The organism is Amycolatopsis sp. AA4 (genome assembly GCF_002796545.1).
GTDB lineage: Bacteria > Actinomycetota > Actinomycetes > Mycobacteriales > Pseudonocardiaceae > Amycolatopsis.
In genome coordinates this window covers 3,091,053-3,111,194 of the sequence record NZ_CP024894.1, presented here as the reverse complement: position 1 = coordinate 3,111,194, position 20,142 = coordinate 3,091,053, and the positions used below count along the sequence as shown (strand labels likewise).

Annotated in this window: 17 protein-coding genes; 11 read left to right on the top strand and 6 right to left on the bottom strand. The window is 69.6% G+C overall.

Annotated elements, in window-relative coordinates:
- Positions 1-16 precede the first annotated feature (16 nt).
- Together CU254_RS14635 and CU254_RS43020 are read right to left on the bottom strand one after the other, a co-directional pair.
- Positions 17-385 carry a hypothetical protein gene (locus tag CU254_RS14635; RefSeq protein ID WP_009076912.1) on the bottom strand — a complete coding sequence of 123 codons (369 nt, stop codon included), beginning with the start codon at positions 383-385 and terminating at the stop codon, positions 17-19.
- Positions 382-555: a hypothetical protein gene (locus CU254_RS43020; protein WP_158688026.1), complete on the bottom strand. Its 174-nt coding sequence runs from the start codon at positions 553-555 to the stop codon at positions 382-384. Before CU254_RS43020 ends, CU254_RS14635 begins: the two co-directional genes overlap by 4 nt.
- A gap of 277 nt (positions 556-832) precedes the next feature.
- Here CU254_RS43020 and CU254_RS14625 point away from each other — a divergent pair, with 277 nt between their 5' ends.
- Together CU254_RS14625 and CU254_RS14620 are read left to right on the top strand one after the other, a co-directional pair.
- Positions 833-1,936 carry a sialidase family protein gene (locus tag CU254_RS14625; RefSeq protein WP_037713660.1) on the top strand — a complete coding sequence of 368 codons (1,104 nt, stop codon included), beginning with the start codon at positions 833-835 and terminating at the stop codon, positions 1,934-1,936.
- Positions 1,933-2,238: a MoaD/ThiS family protein gene (locus CU254_RS14620; protein ID WP_037713658.1), complete on the top strand. Its 306-nt coding sequence runs from the start codon at positions 1,933-1,935 to the stop codon at positions 2,236-2,238. Before CU254_RS14625 ends, CU254_RS14620 begins: the two co-directional genes overlap by 4 nt.
- Positions 2,239-3,101: 863 nt before the next feature.
- On the opposite strand, the gene CU254_RS14615 is transcribed toward CU254_RS14620, so the two are convergent.
- Positions 3,102-3,446 (bottom strand): DUF3140 domain-containing protein, encoded by a 345-nt coding sequence (locus tag CU254_RS14615; protein WP_009076904.1) that lies wholly within the window; start codon positions 3,444-3,446, stop codon positions 3,102-3,104.
- A gap of 36 nt (positions 3,447-3,482) precedes the next feature.
- Positions 3,483-4,235, bottom strand: a complete 753-nt coding sequence (locus CU254_RS14610) for a FadR/GntR family transcriptional regulator (protein WP_078560780.1) — start codon at positions 4,233-4,235, stop codon at positions 3,483-3,485.
- A gap of 55 nt (positions 4,236-4,290) precedes the next feature.
- Here CU254_RS14610 and CU254_RS14605 point away from each other — a divergent pair, with 55 nt between their 5' ends.
- The gene (locus CU254_RS14605; protein ID WP_009076900.1) at positions 4,291-7,074 is read left to right on the top strand and encodes an FAD-binding and (Fe-S)-binding domain-containing protein; all 2,784 of its coding nucleotides are present in this window, start codon (positions 4,291-4,293) and stop codon (positions 7,072-7,074) included.
- A gap of 9 nt (positions 7,075-7,083) precedes the next feature.
- On the opposite strand, the gene CU254_RS14600 is transcribed toward CU254_RS14605, so the two are convergent.
- Positions 7,084-7,761, bottom strand: coding sequence for a GntR family transcriptional regulator (locus CU254_RS14600; RefSeq protein ID WP_037713656.1), 678 nt, complete (start codon positions 7,759-7,761; stop codon positions 7,084-7,086).
- A 156-nt stretch (positions 7,762-7,917) separates the two neighbouring features.
- Here CU254_RS14600 and CU254_RS14595 point away from each other — a divergent pair, with 156 nt between their 5' ends.
- Positions 7,918-8,793: a MaoC family dehydratase N-terminal domain-containing protein gene (locus CU254_RS14595; RefSeq protein ID WP_009076896.1), complete on the top strand. Its 876-nt coding sequence runs from the start codon at positions 7,918-7,920 to the stop codon at positions 8,791-8,793.
- Positions 8,794-8,859: 66 nt separating this feature from the next.
- On the top strand, positions 8,860-9,672 hold the full coding sequence (locus tag CU254_RS14590) for an enoyl-CoA hydratase/isomerase family protein (protein ID WP_009076895.1): 813 nt from the start codon (positions 8,860-8,862) through the stop codon (positions 9,670-9,672).
- A 59-nt stretch (positions 9,673-9,731) separates the two neighbouring features.
- Here the strand turns inward: CU254_RS14590 and CU254_RS14585 are convergent, their stop codons facing one another.
- Positions 9,732-10,496, bottom strand: a complete 765-nt coding sequence (locus CU254_RS14585) for a GntR family transcriptional regulator (protein ID WP_009076893.1) — start codon at positions 10,494-10,496, stop codon at positions 9,732-9,734.
- Positions 10,497-10,586: 90 nt separating this feature from the next.
- Between CU254_RS14585 and iolC the strand changes: the two genes are divergently transcribed.
- From iolC to CU254_RS14555, 6 genes are all read left to right on the top strand, one after another.
- Positions 10,587-11,534: a 5-dehydro-2-deoxygluconokinase gene (gene iolC, locus CU254_RS14580; RefSeq protein WP_009076892.1), complete on the top strand. Its 948-nt coding sequence runs from the start codon at positions 10,587-10,589 to the stop codon at positions 11,532-11,534.
- Entirely contained in the window at positions 11,531-12,397 is an 867-nt protein-coding gene (locus CU254_RS14575) for a hypothetical protein (protein WP_009076890.1), read from the top strand. The genes iolC and CU254_RS14575 overlap by 4 nt, the downstream gene beginning before the upstream one ends.
- A complete protein-coding gene (gene iolB / locus CU254_RS14570; protein WP_009076887.1) occupies positions 12,394-13,200 on the top strand; it encodes a 5-deoxy-glucuronate isomerase in 807 nt (268 codons plus the stop codon). The genes CU254_RS14575 and iolB overlap by 4 nt, the downstream gene beginning before the upstream one ends.
- The gene (gene iolD, locus CU254_RS14565; RefSeq protein WP_009076885.1) at positions 13,197-15,056 is read left to right on the top strand and encodes a 3D-(3,5/4)-trihydroxycyclohexane-1,2-dione acylhydrolase (decyclizing); all 1,860 of its coding nucleotides are present in this window, start codon (positions 13,197-13,199) and stop codon (positions 15,054-15,056) included. The genes iolB and iolD overlap by 4 nt, the downstream gene beginning before the upstream one ends.
- 43 nt (positions 15,057-15,099) lie before the next feature.
- On the top strand, positions 15,100-16,461 hold the full coding sequence (locus tag CU254_RS14560) for an MFS transporter (RefSeq protein ID WP_009076883.1): 1,362 nt from the start codon (positions 15,100-15,102) through the stop codon (positions 16,459-16,461).
- Positions 16,462-16,864: 403 nt separating this feature from the next.
- Positions 16,865-20,131, top strand: a complete 3,267-nt coding sequence (locus tag CU254_RS14555) for a GH92 family glycosyl hydrolase (RefSeq protein ID WP_037713653.1) — start codon at positions 16,865-16,867, stop codon at positions 20,129-20,131.
- Positions 20,132-20,142 lie beyond the last annotated feature (11 nt).

Here is a 20,142-nt window from a genome sequence, read left to right as displayed (position 1 = left end):
TCGCGTGCCCCGGGGTCTACTTGATCTTCGCGCAGAAGTCGTCGCTCGCCGCGTACACGGCCTCCTTGTCGACCTTCACACCGGACGTCTCCCGGACGCCGATGCCGATATCGATGATCTGGCGCAGGGTGTTGGCCTGGCATATCCCCTTGTACGCCTGAAGCTTCGCGCGCTCGGCCTCGGTATCGAGGTTCATGCCCGCGGCGTTGGCGCGCTGCACGAACTCGGCGACAGGGTCACCGGTCCCCGCCGGGACGGCCGTGGCAGAGGAAGCGGGCTGCTCCGCCGACGAACCGGCCGACGGTGTACTGCTGCCGCTGCCGCAGGCCGCAACGCCGATACCGATCGCAACGGCGATCGGGACGAACGCGATGCGCTTGATCATGTCCTGGTCTCCTCAATGTGCGTGCACCACGCGCGCAGCAGATCGCCGAGCTGCGACGGCTCGGCAAGCGCGCGATCGACCTCGTCGACGGGCCTGCGCTCGGCCAGACCGGCCCCGGCGGAAACAACGGTCACAGCGGCAATCGCGGCGAACCCGCACAACGCGGCCAACCGCTCTCCCCACCGGCCACCGCCGACAGACCGGACACGCGCGGCCCCGATCCTCCCTGCCGCCGTTCTCACCGCCTCCAGCACCGCCGTCAACCCCATCAGTCTCCCGTCGTAATCGCTCGATCACGCTACGGGAGCAAAGCTGTCAACGCGCCTCACCTCCCCTGAAAAGGGGGTACAACTCGGGGAAACACACAGGGCTGACCCAGCCGAGAGCCGAGTAGCATCACCTTCTCCGCGAGGACCGGCTCAGGATCAGACCTCGAAGACGTTGAGTATGTCTTTAGAAAAACCCACCAAGGGCGCGTTCATCCTCACCTCGGACGAGGGCCGCACGCGCTGGGAGGTTGACGGTCCGCACTTCGGCGGCTGGGAGGTCTACCACGTCGCCGGCTCGCCCGCGGACCCGGACCGGCTGTACGCGTCGCAGTCCACGTCGTGGTTCGGCCAGCTGATCCAGCGTTCCGACGACGGCGGGAAGACGTGGAACCAGGTCGACCACGACTTCGCCTACGAGGGCGGGGCGGGCGAGCACCTCTGGTACGACGGCACGCCGAAACCGTGGGAGTTCACGCGGATCTGGCATCTGGAACCGTCGCTGACCGACCCGGACACGGTGTACGCGGGCGCGCAGGACGCGGCGCTGTACCGCAGCACCGACGGCGGGAAGAGCTGGCGGGAGCTGACCGGGCTGCGCAAGCACACGTCCGGGCCGGGCTGGCAACCCGGCGCGGGCGGGCTGTGCCTGCACACGATCATCCTCGACCCGAAGAATTCGCAGCGGATGTTCACCGCGATCTCCGCCGCCGGCGCGTTCCGCAGCGACGACAGCGGCGAAACCTGGCAGCCGATCAACCGCGGCCTGCACTCCGACGGCATCCCGGACCCGGACGCCGAGGTCGGGCACTGCGTGCACCGCCTCGCGCTGCACCCGTCGCGGCCGGACGTGCTGTTCATGCAGAAACACTGGGACGTGATGCGCTCGGACGACGCGGGCGAGAACTGGCGGGAAATCAGCGGCAACCTGCCGAGCGACTTCGGCTTCCCGATCGCGGTCCACCCGCACGAACCGGAAACGGTGTACGTGATCCCGATCCACAGCGATTCCGAGCACTACCCGCCGGAGGGCAAGCTGCGCGTGTACCGCAGCCGCACCGGCGGCGACGAATGGGAACCGCTCACCGCGGGACTGCCGCAAGAAAACTGCTACGTGAACATCCTGCGCGACGCGATGGCCGTCGACTCCTGCGACGAGGCAGGCATCTACTTCGGCACCACCGGCGGACAGGTCTACGCGTCGAACAACGCGGGCGACAACTGGACCCCGATCGTGCGCGACCTGCCCGCGGTGTGCTCGGTCGAGGTGCAAACCCTGCGATGACCACCACCGTGCGCGTCAAACTGCCCACGCACCTGCGCCGTCTGGCGAAGGTCGAGGGAGAGATCCAGCTGCCCATCGAGGACCCGCCGACGCGGGACACCCTGCTCGACGCACTGGAACGCGCGTACCCGCAACTGCGCGGCACAGTCCGCGACACGACGACGGGCCAACGCCGCGCGTTCGTCCGGTTCTTCGCCTGCGAGGAAGACCTGTCGAACACCGCCCCGGACACCGCCTTGCCCGCCCCGGTCCTCTCGGGAGCCGAACCGTTCCTGATCATCGGAGCCATGGCAGGCGGCTGACCCACCGACCACCGGCCGAGGGGAAGAACCCTGGGCCTCGGTGCGTCCCGGGGGCGCACCGAGGCCCGGGGCTTACGTCTTTCCGGCCGGGTTGGCACCGGGCTTGGCAAGAATGCTGCGCGCGGTCGCAGCCAGGGCGGGTGTACTGACGCGCCCGTGCCCGGCCTGCCCCCGGCACCTACGACGTATGCGTTCGCGCCAGGGTGATGCCGCCCAGGTACGCCGGTCGCCGCGATTTCAGCCTAGCCGAGCAGTCGTGCCAGGCCGATACCCTCGACGCACCCGCGCCAAGCGGCCCCGGGGCGATCCCGCCCGACAGCCGCCGCCAAGCCTCAGCCTGGCCCAGCACTCGCGCCACGCCACTACCCTCAACGCACCCGCGCCCAGCGGCGACCGCAGGGCGAGCCACCCGACAACCGCCGCCAAGCCTCAGCCCGGCCGAGCAGTCGCGCCAGGCCACTCCCTCAACATCCCCAGTGGCGACCCCGGAGCGAGCCCACCCCACAACCGCCGCCAAGCTTCAACCTGGCCGAGCACTCGCGCCGGGCTGGAAGCGCCGAACTCCCATGCACGGTCGCATTCGCGCCGAGCATCGCCGGATTCCCCTCGCCGCAAGCGCTTTCGCACACGCCGCTCACCATCGAATACGCCCGGGCGGCCGATCGCACCAGATCAGCAGGGAACTCCAGGCACCCAAACCATGCCTGCGAAAACCCAACTCTGCGGACGAGATCGCGGTGAACCCGTGTCTGCACACGAGACCAACGCGGCGTCGGCGCGTCCCGCACGCAACTCCGCAGCGCGGCGATTCGGCAGCGACCGAGGCCTCCTCGTAGTGCTCCCCGCAGGCTGGCACCGCCGAATCAGTCGCGCACCGGCTTCATCGGGTCGTGCCCCAGGGACATCAACCCCTGCCGCCACCCCGCGTCCCCCGCGACCGGTTCCAAGTCGTCGCGGCACGAGGCGTGCACGCGGTCCACCACGTCGCGCATGACCTCGACGTCGTTCCCGTTCACGTCCGACTTGCGTTTGCCCAGGATCGACAGCACCTTCCGGCCCGTCGCGGGGCCCGCCTGGTCCGGCAGCGGTTCGGTTTCCGGGCCGGCCTCCCGGGTGCGCAGCCAGTCCGCCAGCTCCCGCGAGGTCATGTTCACCACCCGGTGGAATTCCGTCCACAGGTCCTCGTCCACGGTCTCGTGCGTGGCCACGTCGATCACCTCCCGGCGTCGTCTTCGCGAGGTCGGTTACCCGGACGGCCGTGCGGCAAACCCGGGCGGCGGCGAGTCCACATAGGACCGGGCCCGGGCGGCGATCCGCGCCAGTGCGGCGCGGGCCGGTCCCGGTGAGCCCGACCGGACGCCCTCCGCGATCGCTCGGTGGTCCTCCCACGACCGGGTGAGATCGCCGTGTTCGGTCAGTTCCTCGCGGAGCCGGTCGGCCATCAGGCGGCGCAGCGGGAGGCGGATCGCGAGCATGCTGCGCAGCAGGATCCGGTTGTGCGCGGCCTCGGCGAGCGCGACGTGAAACTCGGCGTCCGCTTCCAGGAAACGGTCTCGGTCGGTCAAAGCCGCTGCCATCCGGTCGACCAGGTCCGTCAAAACCGCCAGTTCACCAGCGGTTCGACGGCGGGCGGCCAGTGCGATGACGGTCGATTCGAGAGCTTCCCTCGCCTCGATCAGTTCCTGATACTCGGCGACATCCGAAGCGCCCAGCTGCCACGGCACGAAACGGCTGGCGGCGGGCTCCAGCACGAACGTCCCGACGCCCTGGCGCGTCTCGACCCAGCCCCGCGCCTGCAGGGTCCGGACCGCTTCCCGGACGGTCAGCATCGACACCCCGGCCGAGGCCGCGAACTGGCGCAGCGACGGCAGCGCGGTCCCGGGAGGCCATTCGCCGCCGAGGATCTTGCGGGTCATCTCTTCGACCAGCGAGTCCACGACGCTCACCCGCCGCACCCGGGCCAGTTCCGGCGGCGGCCCCCTCCGTCCCGAGGTCATCGGGCCAGCGTACGGATTGACGGCACTGTTTCAAACACCTAAGTTCAGGCCTGGGATGTCCACCGAAAACGAGCTGCTCGCCGACCTCCGCGCGAACGTGCGCGGCGAGGTGCACGCCGACGTCCGCCGTCGCGCCGAGTACTCCGCCGACGCGTCCAACTACCGGGTCGTCCCACAGGTCGTCGTGCTGCCGCGGGAGACCGGCGACGTTCTCGCGACCCTAGAGATCGCCCGCCGGCACGGCGTTCCGCTGACCAGCCGAGGCGGGGGTACGTCGGTCGCGGGCAACGCTATCGGGCCGGGGATCGTGCTCGACTTTTCGCGGCACCTCAACCGCATTGTCGACTTGGATCCCCAGGCGCGGACCGCGGTCGTGCAGCCCGGCGTCGTCCTCGCCGACCTGCAGCGCGCCGCCGCACCGCGCGGGCTGCGTTTCGGCCCCGACCCGTCCACGCACGCCCGCGCGACGCTCGGCGGCATGATCGGCAACAACGCCTGCGGGCCGCACGCGATCGCCTACGGCCGGACCGCGGACAACGTTCGCGAACTCAGCGTGGTCGACGGGACCGGACGGCAGTTCACCGCGGGTTCGTCCGACGCGGTGCCTGGCCTCGCCGCACTGATCGACACCCGGCTCAGCTTGCTGCGCACCGAATTCGGCCGGTTCAGCCGTCAGGTGTCCGGATATTCACTCGAACATCTGCTGCCGGAGAACGGCCGGTCGCTGGCTCGCGCACTGGTCGGCACCGAGGGGACCCTGGCGGTCACGCTGGAAGCGACGGTCGACCTGGTCGACGTCTCCCCCGCTCGGCTGCTGGTCGTGCTCGGCTACCCGGACATGGCGACGGCCGGCGACGTCGTGCCCGGGCTGCTGCCGCACCGGCCGCTGGCGGTCGAAGGGCTCGACGCCCGGCTGGTCGACCTGGTGCGCAACCACCGCGGCACCGTGCCCGCGCTGCCCGACGGTGCCGGCTGGCTGATGATCGAGGTCGGCGGCGAGACCGAAGCTGAGGCCCGGCACAACGCCGAGCGGCTCGTCAAGGACTCTCAAGCACTCGACCACGTCGTGCTGGCGCAAGGCTCCGAAGCTGCCGCGATGTGGCGGATCCGCGAGGACGGCGCCGGGCTCGCGGGCCGGACGCCGACCGGCGAGCAGGCGTGGCCCGGCTGGGAAGACGCCGCGGTCCCGCCCGAACGGCTCGGCGCGTACCTGCGGGATTTCGACGCTCTCCTCGACGAATTCGGCCTCGAAGGACTCCCCTACGGCCACTTCGGCGACGGCTGCGTGCACGTCCGGCTCGGCCTGCCGCTCGAACGCGACGCCACGGTGTTCCGCGCGTTCCTGACCGCCGCCGCGAAGCTGGTCGTCGGCTACGGCGGCTCGTTCTCCGGCGAGCACGGCGACGGCCGGGCGCGCAGCGAATTGCTGCCGCAGATGTACTCGGCCGAAACGATCGAGCTGTTCGGCGCGGTCAAGAATCTCTTCGATCCCGACGACCTCCTCAATCCGGGCGTCGTCGTCCGGCCGCGTCCGCTCGACGCCGATCTCCGCCGCCCGCAAGCACATCCGCTCCCAGTCGTCGCGGGCGGTTTCTCCTTCGCGCACGACGGAGGCGACTTCACCCGCGCCGTGCACCGGTGTGTCGGAGTCGGGAAATGCCGCGCCGACAACCGTGCGGCCGGCGGTTTCATGTGTCCGTCTTATCTGGCCACTCGCGACGAAAAGGACAGCACGCGCGGCCGCGCCCGGGTGCTGCAGGAGGTCGCGAACGGGACGCTGGTGTCCGGGTGGTCGGACGCCGCGGTGCACGAATCGCTCGATCTGTGCTTGTCCTGCAAGGCCTGCGGCAGCGACTGCCCGGCCGGTGTGGACCTGGCGCAGTACAAATCCGAAGCCCTGCACCGGAAATACCGGCATCGGATCCGTCCCGTCTCGCATTACACGCTGGGCCGGTTGCCGGACTGGATCCGTCTGCTGCATCGAATCCCGGTGCTCGGCCCGCTCGTCGTCAACGCGCTGATGTCGATCCGCCCGGTCGAGAAGGCCCTGTTAGCACTGTCCGGAGTAGACACTCGCCGCCGGGCGCCGAGATTCGCCCGCCGCTCGTTCACCCGGTCCCGGCGCAGGATTCGCGAACAGGGGCCGGAAGTCGTGCTGTGGGCGGATTCCTTTTCGGACGGCATGGACACCGACGTCGCCGAAGCGGTCGCCGCGGTGCTCGCCGACGCCGGATACCGCGTGCTCGTCCCGCCGCGCCGGCCGTGCTGCGGGCTCACCTGGATCACCACCGGCCAGCTCGACACCGCCCGCCGGAAGCTCCGCGACCTCGTGCAGACACTGCGCCCGTACGCGCAGGCTGGGCTTCCGATCGTCGGCGTCGAACCGTCGTGCACTGCCGTGCTCCGGTCGGACCTGCTGGACCTGTTCCCCGACAATCCGGACGCCAAAGCGGTTTCCGGCGCGGTCACGACACTCGCCGAACTCCTCGCCAAGACAGAAGGCTGGCAAGCGCCTGACCTGTCCGGTGTCACAGTGGTCGCGCAGCCGCATTGCCACCACCATTCGGTGCTGGGCTACGAAGCCGACCGAGCCCTGCTCGCGGCGACTGGCGCGGAACTGCACACTCTCGCCGGATGCTGCGGACTCGCCGGCAACTTCGGCATGGAACGCGGCCACTACGACGTTTCCGTTGCGGTAGCGGAAAACGCGCTGCTCCCCGCGCTCCGAGACAACCCCGGCGCTGTGTTCCTCGCCGACGGTTTCTCCTGCCGCACCCAAGCCGATCAACTGGCCGGCGTACGCGGCGTCCACTTGGCACAGTTGCTGAAACGACGCTGACGCAGCGGCTCAGCGGTCCCAGAAGCCTTGCTTCTCCAGCAACGCCACCGCACGATCGCCACCGTCCGAGAAGTGCTTCTCCACAATGGACCGAGCCCGCGCAGCCGACCGGGAGCTGAGTGCGTTGAGAATCTTCCGGTGGTCCTCGTGCGCCTTGCCGGGCCAGTCCTCGTGCGCCTCGTAAAACCCGTGCGTCACCGTTTTCGCCAGGATGCCCAGGATCGAGACCAGACGGCGGGAATCAGCGGCGTAGTTGATCCTGCGGTGGAAATCGAAGTTCAGCCGTTCCTGTTCGGCACGGTCCACTCCGGACTCCATCCGGTCGGCGAGATCGTGCAAGGCCTGCAGGCTTTCCGGCGACAGGTTCTTCGCCGCGCGCTCCGCCGCCAGACCGGACACGAGGCCGAACACGCGGTAGTGGTCGCGGATGTCGTCGCGCGTCATCTGCGCCACGAACGCGCCCCGGCGGGCGATGTGCTCCACGACGCCCTCGTGGTCGAGCGTGATCAGCGCTTCCCGGATCGGCAGCTTGCTGATGCCGAGTTCGTCGGCCAGCGCCTCCTGGTCGATCTTCTCGCCGGCCCGCAGCTGCCCGGAGAAGACCCGCCGCCGGATTTCGTGCGCGGCCAGCGATTTCAGGTTCGCCGGGCCGCCGCGGCGCGGTCCCGCACCCGTCGTCTCGGGCATCGCCTCCCCCTCCGGCAACCGTCATTCCGATAAAGTATTACATAAGCGGCTCTGCTCACCCCCTGCTCATCCCTGCTGTGCAAGCCCGTTGACCCGCCGCATTCCTGATAAAGTATCCCCCCGACGGCCTCGCCCGCGACAGGATCTGAGGAACCCATGTCCGAACCGGAAGCCTGGCAACCGTACGCCCTCACCAGCGAAGAAGTGCTCGAGCCCGGTCTCGTCGCCGCGTTTGCCGCGCTGTTCGACAACGGGCTCCCGACGCCGCGCGAAGGTGACGAACTGCCGCCGCTGTGGCATTGGGTCGCGCTCCCGCGCTGGCCGGCGTCTTCGCGGCTCGACCGCGACGGGCATCCGGTGCGCGGCGATTTCCTGCCGCCGGTGGAACTGCCGCGGCGGATGTTCGCCGGAGGCGAGGTCGTGGTACACCGGGCGCCGAAGGTCGGCGAGACCGTGCACCGACGCTCCACTGTGGACTCCGTCACCGAGAAATCCGGCCGCTCCGGGAAATTGGTGCTCATGCAGGTCCGCACGGAACTGTCCGGAATGGACGGAACGCCGTATGTCGAGGAACGCCAGGACATGCTCTACCGCGAGGCCGGGCAGTCCTCCGCGCCCGCGGTTCCGGAAACCGCCGCCGCGCTGCAGCCAGGGGGCTCGCCGTTCCGCCGGACCGACGGGCAGACCTGGGAGTTCGTCACCGACCCGACGCTGCTGATGCGGTTCTCCGCGGCCACCGCCAACGCGCACCGCATCCACTACGACTGGCCGTACGCGACGCGGGTCGAAGGCTATCCCGGCCTGGTCGTGCACGGACCGCTGATGTCGCTGGCGCTGGCCGAGGTGCTGCGGCTGGACTCCCCCGCCTCCCGGGCGCGCCGGATCAGCCACCGCAACCAGGCGCCGCTGTTCTGCGGACAGCCCGCGCAACTCCGGGTCCGGCCGGGCACCCGTTCCGTCGCGCTCGACCTGCTCGGTCCGTCCGGCCCGAGCACCAGCCTTGCCGTCGAGCTGGCCGAAGAAGACGGCTGATCTGGCGGCGGCCTCCGCTCCGATGGCAAGGTGGCGCAGGTGTTCCGGACGACGGAGGGAAGCTGAATGAGCCGCTACGCGCAGTTCGAGAACCTGCGGATCGACGGGCCGGACGAGGACGGGGTCATCGAACTCGTCCTGGACGCGCCGAACCTCAACGCGGTCAGCGACGCCGCGCACGGCGAACTCGCCGACGTCTGGCGCGAGTTCGACCGCGACCCGGAGGTGAAGGCCGTCCTGCTGCGCGGCGAGGGCAAGGGGTTCTCCGCGGGCGGCTCGTTCGACCTGGTCGAGAAGCTGGCGAACGACTTCGAGGCCCGCTCGCGCACCATGCGCGAGGCCCGGGACCTGGTCTACAACGTCATCGACTGCTCGAAGCCGACTGTCTCGGCGATCCACGGTCCGGCCGTCGGCGCCGGCCTGGTCGCCGGGCTGCTGTCGGACATCTCGGTGGCCGCTGCCAACGCCAAGATCATCGACGGTCACACGCGCCTGGGCGTCGCGGCGGGCGACCACGCGGCGATCTGCTGGCCGCTGCTGTGCGGGATGGCCAAGGCCAAGTACTACCTGATGACGTGCCGTCCGATGACCGGAGCCGAGGCGGAGCGGATCGGGCTCGTGTCGTTGTGCGTCGAGGAGGAGGACGGGCTGCTGCCCACCGCGCGGGAGATCGCGCACGAGCTGGCCAACGGCGCGCCGAACGCGATCCGCTGGACGAAGCAGAGCCTCAACCTCTGGTACCGGCAGCTCGCGGGCGCGATCTTCGACTCTTCGCTGGCCCTGGAGTTCTACGGCTTCGCCGGTCCCGAGGTCCGCGAAGGCCTCGCCTCGCACCGCGAACGCCGCAAGCCGGACTTCTCCCGCGGGCACGAGTCCTAAGCAGACAGTCGGGGCAGCCTCGCAGAAATTGTCCGGCACCGCCGAATCGGCGCAGATTTCTACTGGGGACCGTGCGTCAGCGGCAGATTGAACGAATACCGCGACGCCCGGTAAACGTGCCAGCCGTATTCGACTACCCGGCCCGTTTCGTCGTAGGTGGTGCGCTGCATGGTCAACAACGCCGCGCCGGGCGATTCATCCAGCAGCACCGCGTCTTCCTCGGTCGCCAGCCGCGCGCCGATGCTCTGCTGCGCCGAATGCAGCCGGATCCCCGCCTGCCGTAGCAGCTGGTAGAGCCCTTGGGAGCGCAATTCGTCGTCCTCGACGTCGAGAATGCCGTCCGGAAGGCAGTTGTTCATGATCGCCAACGGTTCGCCGCCCGTGCAGCGAATCCGCTTCAGCCGCCGGACTTGCCGCAGCTCGGGGGCCTCCAGCAGCGCGACGGTCTCGGCGTCGGCCGGTTCGACGCGGTTGACCAGCACCTCCGACGACGGCGTCTCGCCCAGCCCGGCGAGGTCGTCGAACAGGCTGCTCAGCCGCAGCGGCCGGGCGACTTTAGTGCGCACCACCTGGGTGCCGACGCCGCGTTTGCGCACCAGCAAACCCTCGTTGACCAGCGACTGGATCGCCTGCCGCACGGTCGGCCGGGACAGCCGCAGCCCCGCCGCGAGGTCCAGTTCGTTCGCCAGCCGGGAGCCCGCGGGCAGCCGGCCCTCGTCGATCGCGGCCCGCAGCTGCCGCGCGACCTGGAAGTACAGCGGCTCCGGGCTCGCCGGGTCCACCGCGATCCCGCGGACCGGGTCCCAGGCCGGACTGGTGCTCATCGGCGCAGTCTAGCGCGCGTATGTCCGTATGTCTTGACAAAGTCCTCCGGCACGGGGCACGGTCGGAGCACAGCCTGCGAGGAGGACGCGATGAGCACGGGGTTCGACCTCGTCACGATGGGCCGGATCGGGGTGGACCTCTATCCGCTGCAGACCGGCGTCGGCCTGGAAGACGTCACCTCGTTCGGCAAATATCTCGGCGGCAGCGCCACCAACGTCGCGGTCGCCGCCGCCCGGTACGGCCGCGCCAGCGCGGTGATCACCAAAACCGGCGCCGACCCGTTCGGCCGGTTCCTGCGCCGCGCGCTCGCCGGGTACGGCGTGGACGACCGGTTCGTCGGGACCTCGCCGCACCTGCCGACGCCGGTGACGTTCTGCGAGGTCTTCCCGCCGGACGAGTTCCCGCTCTACTTCTACCGTTTCCCCAAGGCGCCCGACCTCGACCTCTCCCCCGGCGAACTCGACCTGGACGCGATCCGCTCCGCGAAAGTCTTCTGGGCGACGGTGACCGGGCTCTCGCGGGAACCGAGCCGCTCGGCCACGCTCGCCGCGCTGGAGGCCCGCGGCCGCGAGGGAATCACCGTGCTCGACCTCGACTACCGGCCGATGTTCTGGGAATCCCGCGAGCAGGCGCGCGAATGGGTCGGCAAGGCGCTGGCCCACGCCACGGTCGCGGTCGGCAACCTCGACGAATGCGACACCGCGGTGGCCCTGCGCGAGCCTCGGGAGGCCGCGAAAGCGTTGCGGGACAAGGGTATCTCGCTCGCCGTGGTGAAGCAGGGACCGAAGGGGGTGCTCGTGGCTGACGACGCCGGCGAGGTGGAAGTGCCGCCGGTGCCGGTGGAGGTGGTCAACGGGCTCGGCGCGGGGGACGCGTTCGGCGGCGCGCTGGTGCACGGGCTGCTGGCGGGCTGGACGATCGAGCGGATCATGCGGTTCGCGAACGCCGCGGGCGCGCACGTCGCGGGGGCACTCGCCTGTTCGGACGCGATGCCGACGGAAGAGCAGGTTTTGCGCAGGCTCGGAGGGACGGAATGAACACCGTCGAGCGGATCGTCGCCGCCCGGGTGCACGACCCGGAGGCCATCGCCGAAGCGGCCGCCGCGCGGATACCGGCGCAATCGCTGTTCAACGACAAGGGCGCGGCGATGATCATCGCCGCCGACCATCCCGCCCGAGGCGCGAACGCCGTCGGCGCGGATTCGCTGGCGATGGCCGACCGGGGCGAACTCCTGGACCGGCTGTGCGTCGCGCTGGAACGCCCCGGCGTCACCGGCGTCCTCGCGACCCCGGACGTCATCGACGATCTGCTGCTGCTCGGCGTGCTGGACGGCAAGACGGTGCTCGGGTCGATGAACCGCACCGGGCTCGCCGGGTCGAGCTTCGAGATCGATGACCGGTTCGCGTGCTACGACGCGGAAACCCTCGCGCGCATGCGGTTCGACGGCGGAAAGATGCTCACCCGGATCTGCCTGGACGACCCGGCCACGCCGAGCGTCCTGCAGAACACCGCGAAGGCGGTCAACGAACTCGCCGACCGGAAGCTGCTCGCGATGGTCGAGCCGTTCCTCTCGGCCTGGACGGACGGGCGGCTCGTCAACGACCTCTCCCCCGACGCGGTGATCCGGTCCGTCACGATCGCGTCCGGCCTCGGCCGGTCGTCGGCCTACACCTGGCTGAAGCTGCCGGTGGTCGCCGAAATGGAACGGGTGCTGGCCGCCTCGACACTGCCCGCGGTGCTGCTCGGCGGCGAGGTGACGGATCCGGACGCGGCGTTCGCGTCGTGGCAGGCGGCGCTCGCGCTGCCGACGGTGCAGGGGTTGGTGGTCGGACGGTCGCTGCTCTATCCGCAGGACGGCGACGTCGCCAAGGCGGTCGATACGGCGGTGGGGTTGCTGTGAACCAGTTCAGTCTCGTCATCACTCCCGAATCGGCCGGATGGGGTTACTCCGGCCTGCGCGTCCTCGAACTCGACGGTGCCGAGACCGTCTCCACCGGCGACGCCGAAACGCTCGTGCTGCCGCTGTCCGGCAACTGCTCGGTGTCGGTCGACGGGGAGAAGTTCGAGCTGGCCGGCCGGACCGGCGTGTTCGACGCGGTCACCGATTTCGCTTACCTGCCAAGGGATGCCGAAGCTGTTCTGACCGGCCGGGGAAGGTTCGCCCTGCCCTCGGCGAAGACCTCGAAACGGCTGCCCGCGCGCTACGGACCCGCTTCAGGCGTGCCGACTGAAGTGCGTGGTGCGGGAAACTGCAGCCGTCAGGTCAACAACTATTGCCTGCCGCATACCTTCGACGCCGACCAGTTGCTCGTCTGCGAAGTCCTTACGCCAGGCGGGAACTGGTCGTCTTACCCGCCGCACAAACACGACGAGGCGCGCGAAGGCGAGAGCGAACTCGAGGAGATCTACTACTTCGAAGTCGCCAGCGGCGGGATGGGGTACCAGCGGGTTTACGGCACTGAAGAACGGCCGATCGACATCCTCAAGGAAGTCCGCAGCGGCGACGTCGTGCTGATCCCGCACGGCTGGCACGGTCCGTCGATGGCCGCGCCCGGCTACGACCTGTACTACCTGAACGTGATGGCCGGTCCGGGGCCCGAACGGGCGTGGCTGATCTGCGACGACCCCGCGCATGCATGGGTGCGCCAGACTTGGGAAGCCCAAGACGTCGATCCCCGGCTGCCGTTCGGAGGCGCACGATGAGGCTGACCACCGCGCAGGCCCTGGTGCGGTTTCTCGCCAACCAGTACTCCGAACGCGACGGCGTCGAGCATCGGCTGATCCCGGGCTGTTTCGGGATTTTCGGGCACGGCAACGTCGCCGGGCTCGGTCAGGCGCTGCTGCAGGTCGCGCACACCGGGACTTTTCCGTATTACCTCGCGCGCAACGAACAAGGCCAGGTGCACGCCGCGGCGGCGTTCGCGAAAATGCGCAACCGGCTCCAGACGTTCGCCTGCACCGCGTCCACCGGTCCGGGGTCCACGAACATGATCACCGGCGCCGCGCTGGCGACCACGAACCGGCTTCCGGTGTTGCTGCTGCCCAGCGATGTTTTCGCTGGCCGCGGCCCGGATCCAGTACTGCAGCAGCTGGAAGACGCGCGCTGTGGCGACGTTTCGGTGAACGACGCGTTCCGCCCGGTGTCGAAGTATTTCGACCGGATCACCCGGCCCGAACAGCTGATCCCGGCCGCGCTCGGCGCGATGCGGGTGCTGACCGATCCGGTGGAGACCGGGGCCGTCACGCTCGCGCTGCCGCAAGACGTCCAGGCCGAAGCCTACGACTGGCCGGAGGACTTCTTCCGCCGCCGCGTCTGGCACGTCGACCGCGCGGTGCCCGCTCCGGAAGCCGTGGCCCGGGCTGCGGAACTGCTGCGTTCCGCTAAGGCCCCGCTGATCGTCGCGGGCGGCGGCGTCGTGTACTCCGAGGCTTGGGCGGAATTACGCGCTTTTGCCGCCGCTACCGGGATTCCGGTCGCCGACACGCACGCGGGCAAGGGCGCGGTGCCGTGGGACCACCCGTGCGCGGTCGGCGGTCTCGGTTCCACGGGCACTTCCGCCGCGAACGCGTTGGCGGCGGACGCCGATGTGGTGCTGGGCATCGGCACCCGGTACAGCGACTTCACCACCGCTTCGCACACCGTCTTCGGCAACCCGGACGTGCGGTTCGTGAATCTCAACGTCGCCCGGTTCGACGCCGCGAAACACTCCGCCGAGATGGTGGTCGCCGACGCCCGGCGCGGGTTGGAAGCTTTGTCGACCGCGCTGTCCGGCTGGCAGGTTTCCGATGCGTACCGCGCGCGGACCCGGCAGCTCGCCGATGAGTGGAACCGCGCCGCCGACGCCTGTTTCGACCTCGGGCACGCTCCCCTGCCCGCGCAAACGGAGATCCTCGGTGCGCTGAACCGTTCGCTGGACGACAGCGACGTCGTGATCAACGCCGCCGGCTCGATGCCGGGCGACCTGCAAATGCTGTGGCGGGCCCGAGATCCCAAGGCCTACCACGTGGAATACGCGTACTCGTGCATGGGATACGAGGTCGCCGCGGGCGTCGGGGTGAAGCTGGCCGCGCCGGAGCGCGAGGTGGTCGTGCTCGTCGGCGACGGTTCGTACCTGATGATGGCGCAGGAACTCGTCACGCTGATCGCCGAACGGCTCAAGGTGATCGTCGTGCTGGTGCAGAACCACGGGTTCGCGTCGATCGGTTCGCTGTCGGAATCCCTGGGCTCGCAACGGTTCGGGACGGCGTACCGGTATCGCGCCGACAACGGACTGCTGGAAGGCGACGTCCTGCCGGTCGACCTCGCGGCCAACGCGGCCAGCCTCGGCGCGACCGTGCTGAGTGCGTCCACTGTGGACGAGTTCCGGGCGGCGATGAAGCAGGCCAAGGCGAATCCGGTGACTACGGTGGTGCAGGTCGAGACAGACCCGCTGGCGCCCAATCCGCCTGGGTCGGCCTGGTGGGAGGTGCCGGTGAGCGAGGTGTCCGAGGTGGACTCCACGCGCGCGGCTTACGAAACTTATGTCGCGGAGAAGCGGAACCAGCGGCGTTATCTCTGACGCTTCGGTCCGCACCGAACGGTTCCCGCGTCACCCTGGTCAGGTGACCGCAACAATCTCCGCACGCAGACAACGGCTCGCGCTGATCGCGCTCTGCCTGCCCTTCTTCATCGTCCAGCTCGACGCGACCGTGGTGAACGTCGCCGTCGAAGCGATCCGGCGCGATCTCGGCGGCGGGCTCGGCGGGGAACAATGGGTGATCGCCAGCTACACCATCGCGCTGGCCGCGGGGATGCTCACCGCCGGTTCGCTCGGCGACCGCTACGGTTCGCGACGGGTCTGCGTGCTGGGGACCGTCGTGTTCGGTGTCGGGTCCGCGCTGTGTTCGCTGGCCCCGACCCTTCCGGTGCTGATCGTCGCGCGGACGCTGCAGGGAGTGGGCGCGGCCGCGTTGCTGCCGTGTTCGCTCGCGTTGATCATCCGGCAGTTCCCGGAGCCGCGGGCCCGGGCGCACGCGCTCGGTCTGTGGGGCGGCATCGCGGCCATCGGCCTCGCGACCGGTCCGGTGGCGGGCGGCGTGCTGATCGCGCTCGCCGACTGGCGCGCGATCTTCTGGATCAACATCCCGTTCGCCGCCCTCGCCATCGTGCTGACCTGCCGGTACGTCGTCGAATCGCCGCAGCGGCGCGACCGTCGCCTCGATCCGTACGGGCTCGTCCTCGGCACCGTCGCCCTCTGCGCGCTCGCCGGCGGGCTGATCCAGGTCGGCCGGTCCGGCTGGGCTTACCCGCTGATCGGCGCCGGAGTGCTGACCGGGCTCGCGTTCGTCCTGGTCGAGCGACGCCGGCGCGATCCGATGCTGCCGCTGGCGATCTTCTCGTCCCGCCCGTTCTCCGCCGCGAGCACTGCCGGGCTGCTCTTCAACTTCTGCCTCTACGGCGCCCTGCTCTGCCTGTCGCTGTTCCTGCAGGGCCCGCTGCACCAGTCCGCGTACGCGACCGGCATGCTGACGCTCCCGCTCACCATCGCGATCGGCATCGGAGCCACCGCCAGCGGCCGGCTCACCGCCCGCTTCGGCGCCCGAGTCCCGATGCTGGCCGGGTTCAGCCTCGCCGGGCTCGGCGCGGTCCTGCTGGCAGCGGCCGGTTCCCTGCCGCTGCTGGTGGCGGGCGGCATAGTGCTGTGCTGCTGCTCGATCGCGATGCCCGCGATGACGTCGGTCGCGATGTCGACCCCTCCGGAGGAGCACACCGGACTGGCCAGCGGCGTGCTGAACACCGCTCGCCAGACCGGGGGCGCGCTGGGCACCGCGGTGCTCGGCACGCTGCTCACCGCGGGTTCGACGATGTCGCTGAGCCTCCCGATGACCGTGGTGGCCCTTGGCTACGCGGCGGCAGTCGGGTGCACGCTGCTGGCCACCCGACGCCGCCCGCTGGTCAGCTCGGCTGCCCCGGAACGACGCTGATTCCCGGCAAGGTGAGGGGAACCCTCACGACCACGCTCCCCACAGCCACCCGCGCACCCAACGATCGGGGCACCCAGCCCCTCCCCCGCACCCCGATACGAAGCCTCCCTGCACAATGGGCTTCGGGGTGCCCCACCGCACCACGGTTTCGCGAGGGGAACCCTCGCGCCGGAAAGGAACCCCGCGCGAATCAAAGCCCGTCGGAGTCCCCCTCGCGAACCTCCGCACAATCCGCGCCGCCAGCCCGACCAACCCGCCACTGACGAACCTCATACCGGCCAGGAACCTGTCCGATTGTCGCCCTTCTCAAACCCCCTCCAGGATGACAAGCTGCTCACCAGCCGGTCGCCTCCGCACCGGCTCGCACGATGACAACGTTGTCAGCCCTGGAGGTAGCGCGTCCATGTGGTCGCAGAAAAGACGGGCAGCTGCGGTCGCAGCGGCGGGATTCGTGGCAGCCGGACTGGTATCCGCCACGACCGCGAGCGCGAGTGCGGCCCCCGTGGACCCGGTGTCGCTCGTCAATCCGTTCGTCGGCACGCAGAACTTCGGCAACACCTTCCCCGGGGCCAGCGCGCCCTTCGGCATGGTCCAGGTCAGCCCCGACACCGGCGGCCAGGGCGGCTACGACTACCAGCAGAACTCGATCTACGGCTTCAGCCAGACCCACCTCTCCGGCGTCGGCTGCGGCGTGATGGGCGAACTGCCGGTCATGCCGACCACGGGGGCCGTCGATTCCGTCGACAAGAACGTCTACAAATCCGGGTACAGCCACGACGACGAGAAGGCCGAGCCCGGTTACTACCGCGTCGGGCTGAAGAAGTACGGCGTCGACGCCGAACTCACCGCCACCCCGCGCACCGGCTGGCAGCGCTACACCTTTCCCTCGACCGGGCAGGCCAACGTGCTGTTCAACACCGGCCAGGCGAACCAGTCGGTGAAGGATTCCGAGATCCACGTCGTCGGCGACCGGACGCTCGAGGGTCGCGTGCGCGCGGGCGGCTTCTGCGCCGGGCACGACGAGCACACCGTCTACTTCACCGCGACTTTCGACCGCCCGTTCGCCGCCTACGGAACCTGGCGCGGCAGCACCCGCACCTCGGGCAGCCGCGACGCCTCGGGCACCGGCGGGAACGGCGCGTGGGTCAGCTTCGACGCGGCCACCGACCACGACGTCGTCCTGAAGGTGGGGCTCTCCTACACCGGGCTCGCCGGCGCGCGGGACAACCTCGCGAAAGAGACCAGCGACAGCTACGACTTCGACGCCACCCGCACCGCGTTGCGCAAGCAATGGGCGGACCGGCTCGGCGCGATCAAGATCAGCGGCGGCACCCCCGAACGGCAGACCGCGTTCTACACCTCGCTTTATCACGCGCAGTTGCACCCGAACCTGGCTGGCGACCTCAACGGCGACTACGCCGGTTTCGACGGCAAGGTCCACCGCGCCAACGGGTACACGCCGTATCAGAACTTCTCGCTTTGGGACACTTATCGCCCGCAGAACCAGCTGCTCGAAATGCTGGAACCGCAGGTGGCCCGCGACGTCGCGCTGTCCGTGCTGGCGATCGGCCGCGACGGCGGCTGGCTGCCGAGATGGGCGCTCGCGGGCAGCGAAACCAACATCATGACCGGTGACCCCGTCACACCGTTCCTCGTCGAAGCCTGGTCGAAGGGTTTGCTGGCCGGGCACGAGGACGAGGCGTACGGGCTGCTCAAGAAAAACGCGACCAGCACCCCGCCCGCCGATTCGCCGTACAACGGACGCTCCGGCGTCAATTACTACAACGACCGCGGTTACCTCCCGAGCGGCCTCACCCTCGGCAAGGACTGCGCTGCCAAGGGCGGCGACAACGACTGCGAACACCCGACGTCGGCGACCATGGAGTACTCCGCTGCCGACGCCGCGCTCGCGTTGATGGCCAAGGGTTTGGGCCACGAGGCCGACGCACGGATGTTCGCTGACCGCGGCCAGTGGTACCGCAACGTCTGGAACGCCGCGGACAAGCAGTTCCGTCCGCGCACCACCGACGGCACCTGGCTCACGCCGTACAACCCGGTCGACGCCGACCACCAATTCCACGAAGGCGGCGCCTACCAGTACCAATGGCTGGTCCCGCAGGACCCGTCCGGACTCGCCGAACTGATGGGCGGCAAGCAGGCGACCGAGAAGCGGCTCGACTCCTTCTTCGCCTACGGCAACCTGCTCAAGGACCCGGCGGGCACCGCGCGCAAGGACTGGATCGCCAGCCCGTACGACTACTACGCCAAGGCCACCTACAACCCCAACAACGAACCCGACCTGCTTTCCCCGTACATGTACAACTGGGTCGGCGCGCCGGCGAAGACCGCGACTGTGGTCCGCGCGGCGATGACGCTGTTCACCACCGGTCCGGACGGCATGACCGGCAACGACGACCTCGGCACGATGTCCGCCTGGTACGTCTTCTCCTCGCTCGGCCTCTACCCGACGATGAGCGGCGCGAACTTCCTCGCCGTGTCGAGCCCGCAGTTCGAATCGGCGACCGTCCAGATCGGACAGTACGAAGGCAGGCAAGGCGGCACGCTCACCGTCACCGCGCCGGGCGTTAGCGACACGAACCGTTACGTGCAAAGCGTTTCGCTCAACGGACGCGACGTCCGGCAGACCTGGCTCGACTGGTCCGCGGTCGCGCACGGCGGCCAGCTCGCCTACCAGGTCGGCTCGGCACCGTCCAGCTGGGGCACGCAGCCGGGCACGGAACCGCCGTCGGTGAACAAGGCGACCGGGGACCTGCGTCGGCATGTCGACGCGACGCTGCGGCCGAGTTCCGTTGTGCTGCCGCAGCAATCTTCAGCGCAGACTGTCCACTTGAACCTGGACGTGCTCGGGCAGAACCCCGGCGCACAACCGGTCTTCGTGACCTCGTCGGCCCCGTCCGGCTGGCGAGTGCAGACCGACCCGCTGCAGCTGTTGTGGTCCTCCCGGCTCCCGACGCAGAAGACCGCGCCGGTCACGGTCACCGTTCCGGCGAACACCCCGGTGGGCACGTATTCGGTGCAGCTCAAGGCATCCGGGCCGGGCGCTAATACCGTCACGCGCACCGCGAGCATCGAGGTCCGGGAACCGACGGTGTGCGCGACGACGTCCGGCACCCAGTGCGCGGTCGATCTCAGCCACGACCGCAATCACGACGGGACCGCGACCGTCGCGGCGTCCGCGGAGGGCAACTTCGACGGCAGCGGCTGGAGCTACGACGCTGACCTCATGCCGCCAGCTGGCCCCTTCGTCCACAATGGAGTCTCCTACGCGGCACCCGATCCCACTGGCACCGCGGTGAACTTCGTGGAAGCACGCGGGCAATCGCTGCTGCTGCCCGCCGGTAAGCACCAGACGGTCCAGCTGATCGGCGCATCGCACAACGGCCCGGTGTCCACCTCGCTGACCGTGCACTACAGCGACGGGTCCAGCGCGGATCTTCCGGTGACGTTCGGCGACTGGGCCGGTTCGACGCCGTCCGGCACGACCGTCGTACTCGACATGCCGCACCGGATCAAGGCGGGCACCGGAATCGACGGCCCGCCGGTGCGCCTGTTCGGCCTCTTCTCCACAGTGGACGCAACCAAGACCGTCCAGTCGGTGAGCATGCCGAACGACCCCCGCGTCCAGCTCTACGCCCTCACTCTGGCCTGAGCCCGGCCGGG